Genomic DNA, 15446 nt, shown 5'->3' with positions numbered 1-15446 from the left:
TCCCGGATCCGGGGGCCGCCTGCGGCGTCCGCGGAAGTCGGCCCGCACTCACAGGCCCGGCACAGGGTCGCCACACATCGGGCAAAGCCCCGGCGACGACCTTGGCGGCATGACCCTTTCCGCCGTGCCGCCGCACGCCCCCGACCACGCCCGATCCGCCCCCGGCGACGCCACGCGGGCCCCCGGCCACGCCCCGGAGCCGGGCCGGGTTACCGCACCGGTTCTCGACGTCGTCGTGCCAGTCCACAACGAGGAGATCGACCTCGAGCCGTGCGTCGAGCGGCTGCACGGCTACCTCACCGCGGAGTTCCCGTACCGGTTCCGGATCACGATCGCGGACAACGCCAGCACCGACTCGACGGCCGACGTGGCCCGCCGGCTCGCCGGCTCGCTGCCCGGGGTCAGCGCGGTGCACCTGCCCGAGAAGGGCCGGGGCCGCGCCCTCAAGCACGTGTGGACGCGCTCCGACGCCACCGTCCTGGCCTACCTGGACGTGGACCTCTCGACCGACCTGGGCGCCCTGCTCCCCCTGGTCGCACCGCTCATCTCCGGCCACTCGGACCTGGCGATCGGCTCCCGGCTGGCGCGCGGCTCCCGGGTCGTACGCGGCCCCAAGCGCGAGTTCATCTCGCGCGGCTACAACCTGATCCTGCGCGGGACGCTCGCGGCCCGCTTCTCCGACGCCCAGTGCGGCTTCAAGGCCGTCCGGTCCGACGTGGCCGCCCGGCTGCTGCCCATGGTGGAGGACACCGGCTGGTTCTTCGACACCGAGATGCTGGTCCTGGCCGAGCGCGCCGGCCTGCGCATCCACGAGGTGCCGGTGGACTGGGTGGACGATCCGGACAGCCGGGTGGACATCGTGGCGACGGCGATGGCGGACCTGCGGGGCATCGCGCGACTCGTACGGGGGCTCGGCACCGGGCGGCTACCCCTCGCCGCGCTCCGGGAACAGCTGGGGCGCGACCCCCTGCCGGTGGCGGGGGTGCCCGCCGGGCTGACCGGACAACTGCTGCGCTTCGCCGCCGTCGGGGTCACGAGCACGCTGGCGTACCTGGTGCTCTTTGCCGTCCTGCGCACCGGCGTGGGTCCCCAGTGGGCCAATCTCGCGGCCCTGCTGATCACGGCGGTGGCGAACACGGCGGCCAACCGCAAGGTCACCTTCCGGGTACGCGGCCCCGGCGGCGCGTGGCGGCAGCAGGCGCAGGGGCTCGTGGTCTTCGCCGTCGGGCTGGGCCTGACCAGCGGTTCTCTGGCCGTACTGCACGCGCTGACCGAGCCGCCGACGGGGCTGGAGCTGACCGTGCTGGTCGCCGCCAACCTGATCGCCACCGGCGTACGGTTCCTGCTGATGCGCAATTGGGTCTTCGGGGTTGCACGAAATGGCAATGAACACAACCCCCGCAACGGTATGAATTCCGTGACGCACGGGTAACAATAGGGGGCATCGACCGGGGTGGCTGACCGTCCCGGCCGTCGTGCCCCTACAGTCCGGGCCCCGCCGGAGGTGCGCCATGCTCAGCAAGGAAGACAGCCGCCGGCTAGCTCAGCTGGAACGGCAGCTGCGCCGTGAGGACCCGGATTTCTGTTCCCGCATGGCCGGCGGGCGTCCGCCGCGCCGTCCCGTGCCCGTCTCGCTGATCCTGGCCGCCACGGTGGTCTGGGCGGCGGCGCTCATCCTGGCCGTGGTCGGCTGGTGGGCGGCCGCCATCGTCGCGGGCGTCTGGGCCCTGGTCATCATGGTGGCGCTCGGATACCGCTGCCGCCCGGCCCGCGACCCCGTCCCGGACACCCTGCCCCCGGGCTGGTGACCGCCGGCCTCAGCCGAAGGTCACCGCGGCGTCCGGCACCTCCCGGGCCCTCGCCACCACCGCAGCCTCGTCCTCCAGCGCCCGCCGCGCCTTCGCGCCCAGCGTGCCGAACGGCGTCACCGCGAGATCCACCCGCTTCCGGCCCGCCATCTTCGCCCGCCACACCCCGGCTATCTCACCGTCCACGAGGATCACCCCGGGGTTGCCGAGGATCCGCCAGACCTCCTTCTGCCGCGCACGCTCGGGCACCAGCACGTCGCGGTCGCGGGCCTGGAGCAGCGGATCCATCGCCGGCACGAACCGCACCCCGGGGACCGGCGCGGCCTCCTCCAGCGCCGCCACCGACGTCGCCGGCAGCCACGCCCGGCGGCCGGCCACCCGTACCTCGGTCAGCTCGTCGCCCGGCCACACCTTCCTGATCTCGGCGGTCGAGCTGCCCAGATACTTCGCGACCTCCACGGGGCCGGCCGGGCCGAGCAACCGCAGATAGCCGGTGATGAGCCGGTCGATGCCCTCGCTGGCGGCCGGCCGCGGCGGGGCGCCCGGGATCGGGCCGAGCGTCGCGTCCCTGCCCCGCGACTCGACCTGCACTCCCCCGGCCAGCCCGGAGTGCTGCCAGACGTTGCCGGCGATGTGCCGGGCGCCGCACGTGCGGCAGTCGTACGTCAGCTCCCACGGCACCCGCCGGCTCACCTCGGTGCTGGCCTCGCCCCGGGACATCGAGGACGTCACCACCTCGCGGAACGCCGCGGCGGTCACCTCGAACGCCCTGATGCCCAGCTTGACGCCCTGCGGGATCTGGGCGCTGTTGATGCGCGCCGAGGCGTCCGCGTCGCTGACCGGCCAGAGCGCCTTGACCAGCGCCGCGAGGTCCCGCCGCCGGTGCAGGTGCGGCGCGCCCCGGGCGGCCCAGACGGTGATCAGCCGCCGGTCGTCGAGCGGCCCGGCGGTGCGGGCGGCCAGCGCGACCCGGGCCGAGCCGGGGGTGTATTCCTGCACGCCGAGGTCGAGGACGGCGAGGTCACCCGGCCGCTGGTCGCCGCGTTCGGCCAGGCCCAGCGCGGCCACCCGGTAGGCCAGCGCCTGCTCGCGGTCGACGTCCACGGCCACCTCCGGCGTCAGTTGCGACGACCGTACCGCCGGGCTGCGACATTTCTCAGCCGTTCCTTCCGGCTGCCGCCGCCCGCCGAGACCAGCTCCCAGGTGTCGAGGCTGCTGGGGCCGTACGGGCCCTCCTGCAGGATCGGCGGCTCGCCGGTGAGCCGGTAGCCGCAGCGCCGGGCCACGGAGGTGCTCGCCGTGTTGGCCGGGTCGATGCGCAGGAGCAGGCGGCTGAGGCCGAGCGTGCCGCGGGCGTACCCGGAAAGCAGGGAGAGCGCGGCGCTGGCGAGCCCGCGCCGGCGATGGTGCACGCCCACCAGGTAGCCCAGCTCGGCCTCCCGCAGGCCGGCGTCGACGCCGAAGAGCAGCACCTCGCCCAGCGGCTTGCCGCCGTCGAGGGTGATCGCGAGCTGGAGGCGCTGCCCGCTGAGGCGGCCCTGACGGGCGCGTTTCAGGTACGCCACCCCCGCCTCGAGGTCGAACGGCGACGGCATCGGGGTCCACCGGGCGATGTCGGGCTCGTCGAGCATCGCCACCAGCTCGTCGAGGTCCTCGTCCCGCCACTCGCGCAAGGTGATGCCGTCCCCGGGGAGCGTGATCGGGTAGGGCAGGCGGCCGGGGGTCGTCATGGGCCCGATCCTGCCCGTAAGCACCCGGTTCCTGCCAGTAGGCGGGCCTTCATAAAGGAGTGAGTGAACCCCCTCAGGCGCGGACCACGAGCGGTGCGGTATCCCGCAACGCCCAGTCGTGGCTTATTTCCGCCGCCGCTTGCAGGAGCAGGGGCAGGTACTCCCCTGTCAACTTATCGACAGACGTCTCCGCCGCGTGCACGGTGACGTTGATCGCCGCCACCACCCGGCCGTCGCCGTTGCGCACGCCGGTGGCGATCGACCGGATGCCGAGGGCGAGGTCCTGGTCGGCCAGCGCCCAGCCCTTGGCCCGCACCTCCCGCAGCGACCGTTCGAGGTCGTCGCGGTCCGGGCGCCAGCGGGCGTCGATGCCGGAGCGCCCCGGCTGGGCCAGCACGGCGTCCAGCTCGGCCGGGGCCAGGGCGGCGAGCAGCACCTTGCCCATCGAGGTCGCCGCGGCGGGGAAGCGGGTGCCGATGCCCACCGACAGGGTCACGATCTTGGGTACGGCGACCCGCGCCACGTACACGATGTCCGAGCCGTCGAGCTGCGCCATCGAGCTGGACTCGTTGGTCCGCGCCACCAGCCGTTCCATGTGCGGGCGGGCGATCTCCCACATGTCGAGGCTGTTCACGTACGCCATGCCGAGCTCGAGCACCCGCGGCGTGAGCGCGTAGCCGCGGTCCTCCGCACGCACGTAGCCCAGCTCGGTGAGGGTGAGCAGGATCCGGCGGACCGTGGGCCGGGCCAGCCCGGTGTCGGCGGCGATCTCGCTCAGCGTCGACACCCGGCGGCCCGGCCGGAAGCTGCGCAGCACGTCCAGACCGCGCGCGAGGGCCTCGATGAAGTCAGGTCCGGCTTCGCGTGGCACGCGTCAATGCTTCCACTGCGCCGAGCCGGCGTCCCACTCGGTGTAGGTGTACGGGTTGTCCATCACCTTCGTTTCCGGGATGTCCGGGTTCATGCCCTTGAGCCAGGCCTCCTCGCCCATCGTCGAGCGGAGGTGCTCGATCGTGCGGCCGACGGCGTCGCGGGCCGCGGCGAGGTCCACCCCGACCAGCCGGCCGTCCCGCTTCACGATCCGCCCGTTGATCACCACGGTGTCGACGTCGCCGCGCTGCGCCTGGAACGCGACGTGCCCGTACGGGTGCAGGATCGGCGTCATCACCGGCGAGTGCTCGTTCTTGAGCAGCACCACGTCGGCCTTCTTGCCGGCCTCCAGGCTGCCGACGACCGAGTCGAGGCCGAGCGCCCTGCTGCCGCCGCGGGTGGCCCAGTCGACGACCTGCTCGGCGCGCAGGTGCACGTGGGTGACCGTCTCGGCCCGCCCGTGCGCCTCCATGTGCTCCCGCGACCGGTCCGCGCCCAGCGTCGTGCGCATCGCGGAGAACAGGTCGCCGCTCCACCAGACGCTGGTATCCATGGACAGCGACACCGGGATGCCGTGGTCGCGCAGCGTCCAGGTGGGCGGGTAGCCCTGGCCGGCGCTCTGCTCGCTCTCCGTCGATACGGACACCGAGCCGCCGGTCGCCGCGATGCGGTGGTACGAGTCGTGGGTGAGCGTCGCCGCGTGCACGTACACGGTCTGCGGGGTCATGAAGCCGTTCTCGTGCATCAGGCGGATGCCGTCGTCGTTGGTCGCGCCCCAGACGCCGGCGTGCGTGGTGACCGGTACGCCCAGCTCCCGCGCCACCTCGAACGCCGCCTTCTCGGGGAACGCCGGGTCGCCGGTGACGTCGAAGGCCATCTGGAAGCCGAGCATGTCGTTGCCGCCGGACATCCGCCGGTTGACGAAGTCGCGGAACTCCGGGCTGGTCGCCCACTCCCACGGCCCCTGCTGGATGTTGCCGTACGCGAGCACGAACCGCCCCGGCACCGCCTGGAGCGCGTCGACCGCGGCGTCGGCGTGCTGGCTGGTCTGCAGGCCGTGGGACCAGTCCACGGTGGTGGTGACGCCGGCGTCGATCGCCTCGAGGGCGGCGAGCAGGTTGCCAGCGTACACGTCCTCGGGGCGGAACAGCTTGCCGGATTCGAGGTAGTACCAGACGAAGTACTGGGTGAGGGTCCAGTCGGCGCCGTAGCCGCGCATCGCGGTCTGCCACATGTGCCGGTGGGTGTCGATCATCCCGGGCATGACGATGCCGCCGGCGGCGTCGATGACGGTGGCGCCCTCGGGCGCGGTGAGGTTCGGCCCGACCTCGGCGATGCGCTCGCCGACGATCAGCACGTCGGCGCCGGTGAGGACGGTGTGCCGGTCGTCCATGGTCAGGACGGTGCCGTTGCGGAAAAGAACAGACTCGCTCATCGCTCTCCTTCGAGCCCGGCGGACACCCGTCCGTCTGGCGGTCAGCGTCGGCGCCAGTGTGTTGCGGGTCACCGGCGCATGTCAAGGGCATGTTTCGGCTAGGTCACCATTGACAGCTCAGATCCGTCGGTCAAAACTGTCGAAGACGCGGACGTCTGTCCGCCAGACGGACACCTACCCGAAAGGCGGCCCATGGGCGCACTGGACGGACTGCTCGTCGCGGACTTCTCCCGGATCCTCGCCGGCCCGTACGCGACGATGCTGCTCGCCGACCTCGGCGCCACCGTCGTCAAGGTCGAGAGCCCCGGCGGCGACGACACCCGCACCTGGATGCCGCCGGTCCGCGACGGGATCTCCACCTACTACCTCGGCATCAACCGCAACAAGCGCTCGATCGCGCTCGACCTCAAGGACCCGGCCGACGTGCGGGTCGCGCAGCGGCTCGCGCACCGGGCCGACGTCATGATCGAGAACTTCCGGCCCGGCGGACTGCGGCGCTTCGGGCTCGACTACGACACGGTCACCGCCGCCAACCCGGGGATCGTGTACGCCTCGATCAGCGGCTTCGGCACCGGCGCGGGCGCGAACTACCCCGGCTACGACCTCATGGTGCAGGCGATCTCGGGGCTGATGAGCCTCACCGGGGATCCGGACGGGCCGCCGTACCGGGCCGGCATCTCGGTCTTCGACGTCATGGCCGGGCTGCACGCCAACATCGGCATCCTGGCCGCGTTGCACCACCGGGCGGGCACCGGCGCCGGCCAGCACGTCGAGGTCAACCTGCTGTCGTCGGCCCTGTCCGGCCTGGTCAACCACTCCAGCGGGTACGTCGCCGGCGGCACGGTCCCGTTCCGGATGGGCAACGCGCACCCGAGCCTGTTCCCGTACGAGCCGCTGCCCACCTCGGACGGCGAGCTGATCGTCATCGCCGGCAACGACGGGCAGTTCCGCAAGCTGTGCCAGGTGCTCGACCTGCCCGGCCTGCCGGACGACCCGCGCTTCGGGCGCAACCAGGACCGTACGGCCAACCGCGAGGAACTGCGCCCCCTGCTGGTCGAGCGGCTGAGCAAGCGCACCAAGGACGAGTGGTTCCGCGAGCTGCTCGCGGCCGGCGTCCCCTGCGCCCCGATCAACACGATCGACGGCGGCGTGGCCCTCGCCGAGGAGCTCGGCCTGGACCCGGTGGTCGACGTCGGCGGCGTGCCCGGCGTCCGCAACCCGATCACGTTCTCGGACACCCCGGCGGGCTACCGCCTGCCGCCACCCGGCCTGGACGAACACGGTGAGGAGATCCGCGCGTGGCTGATGGAGGACTGAGCTTCCCCACCTCGATCGGTACGTCCGACGAGACCCACATCCGGCTGCTGGGGCAGGACCTCGCCGCCGACCTGATGGGCAAGGTGGGCTTCGGGGAGCTGGCGTACTGGCTGGTGGCCGGTCGACGGCCGACGCCGGGCGAGACACGGGTCTTCGAGGCCGTGCTGGTGGCGCTGGCCGATCACGGGTTCACGCCGACCGCGATCGCGGCCCGCCTGACGTACCTGAGCGCCCCCGAGTCGATCCAGGGCGCGCTCGCCGCCGGGCTGCTCGGCGGCGGCTCGCGCTTCCTCGGCGTGACCGAGGACTGCGGGCGGTTCCTGCACGAGACGCTGCGCGACGCCGGGCCCGACCCGGACTACGACGCGGTCGCGCTCGACGCGGTGCGCAGGGCGCGCGAGGGAAAGCGGTTCGTCCCGGGCCTCGGTCACCCCGTGCACAAGACCGGGGACCCGCGTACGCCGGTCCTGCTGCGGATCGCGGAGGAGGAGGGCCTCAAGGGTCCCCACCTGCGACTGTTCGAGGCGATCGGGCGCGTCCACCCGCAGGTGCTGAACCGGACGCTGCCGCTGAACGGCGCCGGGGTCTGCGGCGCCGCCCTCGCCGACCTGGGCCTGCCGGTGGACCTGCTGCGCGGCTTCGCCCTGCTGGCCCGCGCGGCCGGCCTGCTCGGGCACCTGGCCGAGGAACGCCGCAAGCCGCTCGGCATGGACATCTACCTGACGGTCGACCGCAACGCGGTCTACGAAGAAGACTGAGGGGAGCCAGAATGGCCACCGTCGTAGCGGTGATCGCCTCCACCCACCATCCGTTCTACTACCGTGCCAGCACGGCGACCGGCGAGGACCGCCCGCCGTTCGCCGACGAGTGGGTCCGCAAGATCACCGGCTTCCGGGAGACGCTGACCCGGGCGAGGCCCGACGTGCTGGTCATGGTCGGCTCCGACCATTTCCACCAGCTGTGGCTGGACAACATGCCGCAGTTCCTCGTCGGCAAGGCGCCCTTCTACGACGCCAACTGGTACAACGAGGAGCGCGAGTTCGGCCTGCCGAAAATGCTGCTCAAGGGCCAGGAGGACCTGTCCGCGCACATCCTGCGGGCCGGCCTGGACGAAGGCTTCGACCTGGCATTCAGCAACGAGCTGCGGATCGACCACAGCGTGACCTGCCCGATCATCACGCTGCGGCCCGAGGCGGACCTGCCGATCGTGCCGATCTACACCAACATCTTCGCCCCGCCGCTGCCCCAGCCGAAGCGCTTCGTGCAGCTCGGCCAGGCGATCCGGGAGATCGTCGAGTCGTGGCCCAGCCACCTGCGCGTGGCGATCATCGGCACCGGCCACCTCTCCCTGGAGCTGGGCGGCCCCCGGCAGTTCGGCCCGCACGGTCCCGACCCCGAGTTCGACCGGAAGGCCGTCGAGTGGATCGCCACCGGCGACCTGGACCGCTGCCTCGCCGAGGTGACCCTGGACAGCCTGCACTCCCCCGGCAACGCGACCCACGGCTTCATGGACTTCATGCTGATGATGGGCGTCGCCGGCGCCGGCCGGAAGGCCGACTACGTGGACAGCCTCGACCTGTTCCACACCATGGAGGCGTACTTCACCTGGTACCCGAACGGAGTGCCGACAGCATGAGCAAATACCTCGTGGACAAGTTCCTGTTCACCATCGACCGCGACCCCGAGCTCGTCGAGCGCTACCGCGAGCAGCCCCGCGAGACCGTGGAGTGGTGGGAGGCCGAGCGCGCCAACGCGGTGCTCAACTGCCACGCCGGCGAGGCCTCGACCTGGCTGCGTTTCACCGAGGAGGAGCGGGACGCGCTGGCCAACCACGACCACGTCGCCCTCTTCGCGCTCGGTGCGCACCCGTTCCTGACGCTGACCCTGTTCATCGCGATGTTCGAGCGCGATCACGGGCCGCTGGAATACCAGAAGGCGTTCGGCGCGCGGCTCGCCCACTTCCAGATGCCGTACCCGGACATCGCGACCTGATGCGCGCCGCGCTGCTCCACGAGTGCGGCGCGGCGCCGGCCGTCGGGGAACGCCCGCTGCCCGTGCCGGGCGACGACCAGCTCCGGGTACGGGTGACAGCCGCGTCCATCACCCCCCTCGACCTGCTCTGCGCCACCGGCACGTCCTACTTCGGCCGGCCGGCGACCCCGTACGTGCCGGGCGTGCAGGGCGTCGGCGTCCGCGACGACGGGGTGGCCGTGTGGTTCCCGACCAGCGCGGGCATGCGCCCGGGCGACGGCAGCCTGGCCGAGTACGCGACCGTCCGCGCCGCCGACACGGTCGTGCTGCCGCCCGGCCTGGACCACGGGCTGATCGCGGCGCTCGGCCTGTCGGCGGTCGCCGCGCACCTGGCGCTGACCTGGCGGGGCTCCTTGCAGGCCGGGGAGCAGGTGCTCGTCCTCGGTGCGGGCGGGGTGGTCGGGCAGGCCGCCGTGCAACTCGCCCTGCTCTGCGGCGCGCGGCGGGTGGTGGCGGCCGCCCGTTCGCCGCAGGCCCGGGCCCGCGCGGCGCGGGCGGGTGCGGCCGCGGTCGTACCGTTGACGGACGGTCAGGGGGTCGCCGAGCTGGCGGCGGACCTGCGGGCGGCCACGGACGGACCGGTCGATCTCGTGCTCGATCCGCTCTTCGGCGTGCCCGCGGCGGCGGCGCTGCGCACGCTGCGGCCGGGCGGGCGCCTGGTCAACCTGGGCAGTTCGGCCGGCGAGACCGCGCCGCTGGACTCGGCGACGCTGCGGGGCGGCTCGTTGCAAATCCTCGGCTACACCAACAACTCGCTCACCCCCGCGCAGCGAGCCGCGTCGCTCGAGCTGGTCGCCGCCCACGCGGCCGCGGGCCGGCTCACGGTCGACCACGAGACCGTACGCCTCGACGACATCGCCGCCGCCTGGTCCCGCCGCGACCGCCGGATGGTCGTCACCTTCTGAGGGTCAGCCCCGCTCCGGGTGGATGAACTCGGGCTGGTCGAGCACCCGCAGCCAGGTGCCGTCCGGCTGCCGGCGGACGACCTGCGCGCGGGCCCCGGCGCCGTCCCTGGGCGGCGTCGAGGTCAGCGCCAGATCCCCGCTGACCAGTGTGGGTAGTGGCATCTCCGGTTCGAAACCGGGCAGATGGGGCAGCGCCTCGGCCCAGAGCCGTCGGATAGCCTCCCTCCCGACGGTCTGACGCCCCGGCGGGTACGCCATGACGGCGTCCTCCTCGTACAGCAACGACAGGCCCTCGGCGTCCTTCGCGTTCGCGCGCTCGACGAACAGGCGGGTCAGGTCCTCGGGCCGGCGTGCCTTCTCTCGTTCGGTCATGCCTCCACGGTTCCCCTGCCGGGGCGACAAGTCCAACAAATAGTTCTTGACCCAACTATGATCGGTGCTCATGGACCTGCGGCAGCTCGAATACTTCGTCGCCGTGGCCGAGGAAGCCAACTTCACCAAGGCCGCCGAGCGCGTGCACATCACCCAGTCCGGGGTCAGCGCCCAGATCAGGCAGTTCGAGAAGGAACTCGGCGCCGACCTGTTCGACCGCTCCTCGCGGATGGTCCGGCTCACCGCCGCGGGCGCCGCCGCGCTCCCGCACGCCCGGCAGGCCCTCGCCGCCGCCGAGGCGGTACGCCGGGCCGCCGACGAGGTCACCGGCCTGGTCCGCGGCCGGCTCCGGCTCGGCATGGTCACCGGTTGCACGGTCACGCCGCTGTTCGTGGCGCTGGCGTCGTTCCACCGGGCGTTCCCGCGGATCGAGGTGGCGCTCAGCGAGGCGAACTCCGACGTCCTGATGGAGGACGTGCGCGGCGGCCACGTCGACCTCGCCCTGGTCGGGGCGGCCGGCGGGCTGCCCGGGGACCTGTCCTCGCTCACCATCGTCAGCGAGGGGCTGGTCGCGCTGGTGCCCGCGGGGCATGCCCTGGCGGCGCGGGGCGAGGTGACGTTGCGGGGGCTGTGCGCGTACCCGATGGTCTGCCTGCCCCCGGGCACCGGGATCCGTGGCGTGCTCGACCAGGCCTGCGCCGCTCAGGGGCTGCGGCCGAAGGTCGCGTTGCAGGCGACGGCGCCGGGCGCGGTCGCCGGCCTCGCCGCCCGCGGGCTCGGGGTGGCGGTGCTGAGCGCCTCCATGGCCGGCGAGCACCCGGACCTCACCGCGGTCCCGGTCTCCGGCGTGGGGCTCTCCGCGCTGCTCGCCCTGGTCTGGCGCAAGGAGGAGAGCACGGTGCTGCGCGCGCTGCTGCCGCATTGCCGCCGCGCGTTCGGGCTATAGCAGGGCGCCGTCGCAGGCGGCCTTCACCTGGTCGTTCCACCTGGTGCCGTCCAGCACCGCGACGGTCGTGCGTTCCTGCTCGTCGTTCGTGCGCACGGCCAGCTCGACCGACAGCCGCCCGATGGGCAGCCCGCCGGCGCACCGGACCCGGATGTCGGCGTCGGCGTGCACCGACCGCCCGGGGCCGATCCACCGCTGCTTCTCGTCGGACCGGACGCTGAGCCCGTCCCGCACGAAGCTCATCCGGTGCACGTTCACCGGCAACGGACCCGCGTTGACCAGCGTGATCCCGCGGGTCAGCGACGCGTTCACCACCCGGCCACCGGTGACGACCCCGCCCACGCCGGCGTCGTTGGCCTCCGGCCCGGTGTCGGCGAGAACCACCACGGACACCTCGCTCTCGCGCGCCCGGTCCGCCTTCGACCGGACCCACACGGACGTCGCCGCGCTGCCCAGAAGGGCGCCCACCGCGAGCAGCGCGACCCCGGCCGCCACGGTGCCGGCGCGCCGGCGGGGAGGCTTCGACCGTACGGTGGCGGGCCGGTCCAGGTCGATGAGGCTCATGGCCCGTCAAACGCGGCGGCAACCGTTCGGTGATGGTGCGGCCTACGCCTCCACACAGAATTCGTTCCCCTCGGGATCCTGCATGACGGTGAGTTCGCCGTGCCGCTCGGCGACGGTGGCGCCCAGCGCGGCCAGCCGGGCCACCTCGTCCTCGACCGTGCCCGGGGCCCGCAGATCGAAATGCATGCGGTTCTTCGCCGTACGGGGCTCCGGGACGCGCTGGAACCACAGGTTCGGCCCGCCCCACCCGGGCGCCTCGACGAACGCCTTCTCGGGGGTGGACTCCTCGTCCACCTCACCGCCCAGCGCCGCGGCCCAGAACTCGGCCACGACCAGGGCGTCCCGGCAGTCGAACGTCACGCTCTTCACGTAGGTCGGCACGTCACTTGATCTTCCGCGTCGACCGGGCCACGAGCGGCTCGTACGCCGGGTGCTTGTCGAGCCACCCGCTGACGAACGGGCAGATCGGCACCACCGTCCGGCCCCTGTCCCGCGCGTCGTCCATGGCGGCACGGGCAAGCGCCGAGCCCGCCCCCTTACCCTCGAAGGCGGGCTCGACCCTGGTGTGCGTGTAGGCGACGACGGTGCCGGTCAGCTGGTAGGTGAGAACGCCGGCCAGTTCGCCGGTCTCGTCCCTTGCTTCGAACCGCTCCCGCTCGGGGACGTCGGTAACCGCGAACTCCACCCCACCATCCAACCACGGCCGGCCGGTCGTGGCCGGTCTACAGCTGGGCGGCTTCCGCCGGGGCCTTCCGGGCCGGTCCGGCCAGCCCGTACGCGATCAGCCCGGCCAGGGCCAGCACCCCGGCCATCACCGCCGAGGCCTTGCTCTGCGGCGCCTGGGACTGCCAGGTCAGCGCCTCGCCGAGCGCCCCGTCCTGCGGGAACAGGACGGCGGCCATCGTCCAGCCCAGCGGCAGGAACCAGGCGCGGGCCGCGCCGATCGTCGCGACGCCCAGGGCGGTCAGGCCCAGCAGCCCGCCCGCGTCGCGGATCACCATCTCGCCCGGGCCGAAGTGGGCCCCCGTCGCCAGGCTGAGCAGCGGCAGCACCGTGATGAGCAGGAACGCGCCCAGCAGGTGCGCCAGCCGGCGCGGCGGCCACCGCAGGGCGGCCGTGCTCTCCAGCGCGTCGTCCGGGCCCGCCAGGGTGGGGGTCACCGGGATGACCAGCAGCAGCACCGTCAGGACGACCATCTGGAAGCCCGCCTCGCGGGCGTCGGAGAAGATCGACCACAGCGCCCACATGAGCACCCCGCAGCCACCGGTCGCGGCCATCGCCATCGGGGCCCGCCGGGAACGCAGGTACAGCTCCAGCCACCTCATGGCTTGCCCGTGGAGAGGGAGTTCTCGCCGACCGCGCACTTCTGCGCCGCCTTGTGCAACGCCGCCACCCGCTTGTCCGCCTCGGCACGGGGGAGCTGACCCAGGTCCCGCCACAGCTCCTTGGCCTCGGCGACGTAGTCGACGTAGTCGCTGTCGGGCTCCACCGGCTCGCGTCCGATCAGCCAGTACGCGGCGGCCATCCGCTCCACCCCGATCGGGTTCTTCTCGCACCCGGGGGGACCCGAGAACGCCTCGGCGACGATGCTCGCCGCCAGGTTCTCCTTGTCCCGCACGTGGCCGTCGTTCCCGACCTCGAGGGTGAACAGGACGGTGTCCTTGTTCCACTGCGGATAGACGTCCGGCAGGTACGTGCTGGTGTCGTCGTGCACGCGGGTCGGCGCGTCCGGCAGCTTCGCCAGCACCGTCAGTGCCTCCTTCGCCGCCGGGGTCACCTCGGACAGCAACCCCGAGTGGATCCGGCTCACGCAGACCTGGGGTGCGTCCTCGGCGCAGACCAGCTCCTTGGCCACCGGGTCGGTCGCCCGGCTGATGACCCGGTCCGTGTGCGGCATGACCGTCATGGCCAGGGCACCGCCGAGCACCAACGGCAGCAGCGCGGCCACCCGGGCGGCCCGGCTGCTCAAGGTGACGAGCATCAGCCCGGCGAGCGCCAGGCCGATCAGCCAGATGGCCTGGGCCGCGCTGGCCCGGCCGGGAACGGCCTGGTAGTCCGTGGGCATGTTCATCTCGTAGATCGGCGAGAGCACCGTCGCGATCCACCCCTGGTGCTGCGGAAGGAAGGGCAGCCGCAGCATCATGGGAATCGTCAGCAGCAGCGCCAGACCCGCCACGCCCAGCGCCGGGGCGGTCGCCGGCGACGGCACCATGCGGCCGATCCCGAGCCCGACCCAGACGGCCCCGATCAGCGACAGGAGGCCGACGGCGGTGACGGCGAAGACCGACATGGGCAGGTAGCGGGCGGTGCCGATGATCCAGGCACCGCCGGCGACGCCCATCAGCAGGTAGCCGCACACCACGCCGATGGCGAGCGCGGCCAGCGTCGGCGCCGAACGCTGCGCCCGCGGCCGGGGGGTGCTGGCGAACAGCTCGGCGACCTTCGCCCGGTCCTCCCGGCGGGCCTGCCACGCGCCGGCGGCGAGCGCCAGCGGCCACAGCAGCCCCAGGTAGAGCCGCTGGCTCATGGCCAGTTGCAGCCATCCGGCCTCGAACTCGATCTCCTCGGCGAAGAAGAGCAGGAGGGTGCCGATCAGCATGGTGGCCAGACCGGCGCCGAGCGCGGCGGAGCGGCGCAGTTCGATGCCCAGGATGCGGCTCATCGGCCCTCCCCCGCCCGGTGCCGGCGCAGCAGTGCCGAGTAGCCCCGCTCGGCCGGGCTGTCGCCCGCGTCGCCCTGGCCGCCCTGCCTGGTCAGATCGTCCGGGGTGCCCTGGTAGACCAGCTTGCCCTCGTTCATCAGCACCACGTCGGTGCACGCGGCCACCACGTCCTCGACCAGATGCGTGGAGACCAGGACGCAGCTGTCCACGCCCAGGTCGCGCAGCAGCTCGCGGAAGTCCAGGCGCTGTTCCGGGTCGAGGCCGACGGTGGGCTCGTCCAGCAGCAGCACCGCCGGGTCGTTGACGATCGCCTGGGCGATGCCGGCCCGGCGCAGCATGCCGCCGGACAGGGTCTTCATCCGGGCGTCCGCCTTGGCCGTGAGGCCGACCCGGTCGATCGCCCGCTGCACCGCGCCGCCCACCAGGCTCTTCGGCATCTCCTTGAGCCACGCCATGTACTCGACGAACTCCCGCACCGTGAACCGCGGGTAGAAGCCGAACTGCTGCGGCAGGTAGCCCAGGCCGCGGCGCACCTGGCGCAGGTCGGCCCGGTCACCCACCCGCTCGCCGAGCAGGGTCAGCTGCCCACCGGCCGGCTTGATCACGGTGGCGAGGCCCCGCATCAGCGTGGTCTTGCCCGCGCCGTTCGGGCCGAGCAGGCCGTGGACGCCGGTGCCGAGGGCGAGATCGAGCCCGTTGACGGCCAGGTATCGGCCGGCCTTCACCTGCAGGCCCTCGGCATGGACCGCCCAGGGATAGGTCGTCGGGGCCGTTTCGGCCGCGCTTACCGTACGCATCATCATTCC

Annotated in this window: 19 protein-coding genes; 8 read left to right on the top strand and 11 right to left on the bottom strand. The window is 72.8% G+C overall.

The features are described from left to right. Positions 1-109 precede the first annotated feature (109 nt). Together CLV70_RS29710 and CLV70_RS29705 are read left to right on the top strand one after the other, a co-directional pair. Positions 110-1432, top strand: a complete 1323-nt coding sequence (locus CLV70_RS29710; protein WP_106129925.1) for a bifunctional glycosyltransferase family 2/GtrA family protein — start codon at positions 110-112, stop codon at positions 1430-1432. A gap of 79 nt (positions 1433-1511) precedes the next feature. Next, the gene (locus CLV70_RS29705; protein ID WP_106129924.1) at positions 1512-1808 is read left to right on the top strand and encodes a DUF3040 domain-containing protein; all 297 of its coding nucleotides are present in this window, start codon (positions 1512-1514) and stop codon (positions 1806-1808) included. 9 nt (positions 1809-1817) lie between these two features. On the opposite strand, the gene CLV70_RS29700 is transcribed toward CLV70_RS29705, so the two are convergent. From CLV70_RS29700 to CLV70_RS29685, 4 genes are all read right to left on the bottom strand, one after another. Then, positions 1818-2912, bottom strand: coding sequence for a DNA glycosylase AlkZ-like family protein (locus CLV70_RS29700; RefSeq protein ID WP_245908540.1), 1095 nt, complete (start codon positions 2910-2912; stop codon positions 1818-1820). 14 nt (positions 2913-2926) lie between these two features. Further along, complete coding sequence (locus CLV70_RS29695; RefSeq protein WP_106129923.1) at positions 2927-3538, bottom strand: GNAT family N-acetyltransferase; 612 nt, start codon at positions 3536-3538, stop codon at positions 2927-2929. Between the two features lie 73 nt (positions 3539-3611). After that, positions 3612-4409 carry an IclR family transcriptional regulator domain-containing protein gene (locus CLV70_RS29690; RefSeq protein ID WP_106129922.1) on the bottom strand — a complete coding sequence of 266 codons (798 nt, stop codon included), beginning with the start codon at positions 4407-4409 and terminating at the stop codon, positions 3612-3614. A 3-nt stretch (positions 4410-4412) separates the two neighbouring features. Then, positions 4413-5843 carry an amidohydrolase family protein gene (locus CLV70_RS29685; protein WP_106129921.1) on the bottom strand — a complete coding sequence of 477 codons (1431 nt, stop codon included), beginning with the start codon at positions 5841-5843 and terminating at the stop codon, positions 4413-4415. 192 nt (positions 5844-6035) lie between these two features. Here CLV70_RS29685 and CLV70_RS29680 point away from each other — a divergent pair, with 192 nt between their 5' ends. From CLV70_RS29680 to CLV70_RS29660, 5 genes are read left to right on the top strand one after another with little or no spacing between them, the layout of a single operon-like run. Beyond that, on the top strand, positions 6036-7160 hold the full coding sequence (locus tag CLV70_RS29680) for a CaiB/BaiF CoA transferase family protein (RefSeq protein ID WP_106129920.1): 1125 nt from the start codon (positions 6036-6038) through the stop codon (positions 7158-7160). Next, positions 7142-7918, top strand: a complete 777-nt coding sequence (locus CLV70_RS29675; protein ID WP_106129919.1) for a citryl-CoA lyase — start codon at positions 7142-7144, stop codon at positions 7916-7918. Before CLV70_RS29680 ends, CLV70_RS29675 begins: the two co-directional genes overlap by 19 nt. 11 nt (positions 7919-7929) lie before the next feature. Then, the gene (locus tag CLV70_RS29670) at positions 7930-8796 is read left to right on the top strand and encodes a DODA-type extradiol aromatic ring-opening family dioxygenase (RefSeq protein WP_106129918.1); all 867 of its coding nucleotides are present in this window, start codon (positions 7930-7932) and stop codon (positions 8794-8796) included. After that, complete coding sequence (locus CLV70_RS29665; RefSeq protein WP_106129917.1) at positions 8793-9152, top strand: hypothetical protein; 360 nt, start codon at positions 8793-8795, stop codon at positions 9150-9152. Before CLV70_RS29670 ends, CLV70_RS29665 begins: the two co-directional genes overlap by 4 nt. Then, positions 9152-10096: a quinone oxidoreductase family protein gene (locus tag CLV70_RS29660; protein WP_106129916.1), complete on the top strand. Its 945-nt coding sequence runs from the start codon at positions 9152-9154 to the stop codon at positions 10094-10096. The genes CLV70_RS29665 and CLV70_RS29660 overlap by 1 nt, the downstream gene beginning before the upstream one ends. 3 nt (positions 10097-10099) lie before the next feature. Here CLV70_RS29660 and CLV70_RS29655 read toward each other — a convergent pair whose 3' ends face one another. Beyond that, positions 10100-10468, bottom strand: a complete 369-nt coding sequence (locus CLV70_RS29655) for a YybH family protein (protein ID WP_106129915.1) — start codon at positions 10466-10468, stop codon at positions 10100-10102. 70 nt (positions 10469-10538) lie between these two features. Between CLV70_RS29655 and CLV70_RS29650 the strand changes: the two genes are divergently transcribed. Then, entirely contained in the window at positions 10539-11414 is an 876-nt protein-coding gene (locus tag CLV70_RS29650; protein WP_106129914.1) for a LysR family transcriptional regulator, read from the top strand. On the opposite strand, the gene CLV70_RS29645 is transcribed toward CLV70_RS29650, so the two are convergent. The 6 genes from CLV70_RS29645 to CLV70_RS29620 are packed head-to-tail and all read right to left on the bottom strand — an operon-like array spanning position 11409 to position 15437. Next, positions 11409-11978: a hypothetical protein gene (locus tag CLV70_RS29645; RefSeq protein WP_106129913.1), complete on the bottom strand. Its 570-nt coding sequence runs from the start codon at positions 11976-11978 to the stop codon at positions 11409-11411. The two genes, CLV70_RS29650 and CLV70_RS29645, sit on opposite strands and share 6 nt — an antisense overlap. 42 nt (positions 11979-12020) lie before the next feature. Next, complete coding sequence (locus tag CLV70_RS29640; protein ID WP_106129912.1) at positions 12021-12359, bottom strand: VOC family protein; 339 nt, start codon at positions 12357-12359, stop codon at positions 12021-12023. Position 12360: 1 nt separating this feature from the next. Further along, a complete protein-coding gene (locus tag CLV70_RS29635) occupies positions 12361-12663 on the bottom strand; it encodes a GNAT family N-acetyltransferase (protein ID WP_106129911.1) in 303 nt (100 codons plus the stop codon). A 37-nt stretch (positions 12664-12700) separates the two neighbouring features. Continuing rightward, complete coding sequence (locus CLV70_RS29630; RefSeq protein WP_106129910.1) at positions 12701-13303, bottom strand: hypothetical protein; 603 nt, start codon at positions 13301-13303, stop codon at positions 12701-12703. Beyond that, positions 13300-14640, bottom strand: a complete 1341-nt coding sequence (locus CLV70_RS29625) for a hypothetical protein (RefSeq protein ID WP_106129909.1) — start codon at positions 14638-14640, stop codon at positions 13300-13302. The genes CLV70_RS29630 and CLV70_RS29625 overlap by 4 nt, the downstream gene beginning before the upstream one ends. Further along, a complete protein-coding gene (locus CLV70_RS29620; protein ID WP_106129994.1) occupies positions 14637-15437 on the bottom strand; it encodes an ABC transporter ATP-binding protein in 801 nt (266 codons plus the stop codon). The genes CLV70_RS29625 and CLV70_RS29620 overlap by 4 nt, the downstream gene beginning before the upstream one ends. Positions 15438-15446: the final 9 nt, after the last annotated feature.

The sequence above is a fragment of the Pseudosporangium ferrugineum genome, from assembly GCF_003002065.1.
GTDB classification, from domain to species: domain Bacteria; phylum Actinomycetota; class Actinomycetes; order Mycobacteriales; family Micromonosporaceae; genus Actinoplanes; species Actinoplanes ferrugineus_A.
Note: the sequence above shows the minus strand (reverse complement) of the source record. Positions and strands in the feature narration are given on the sequence as shown.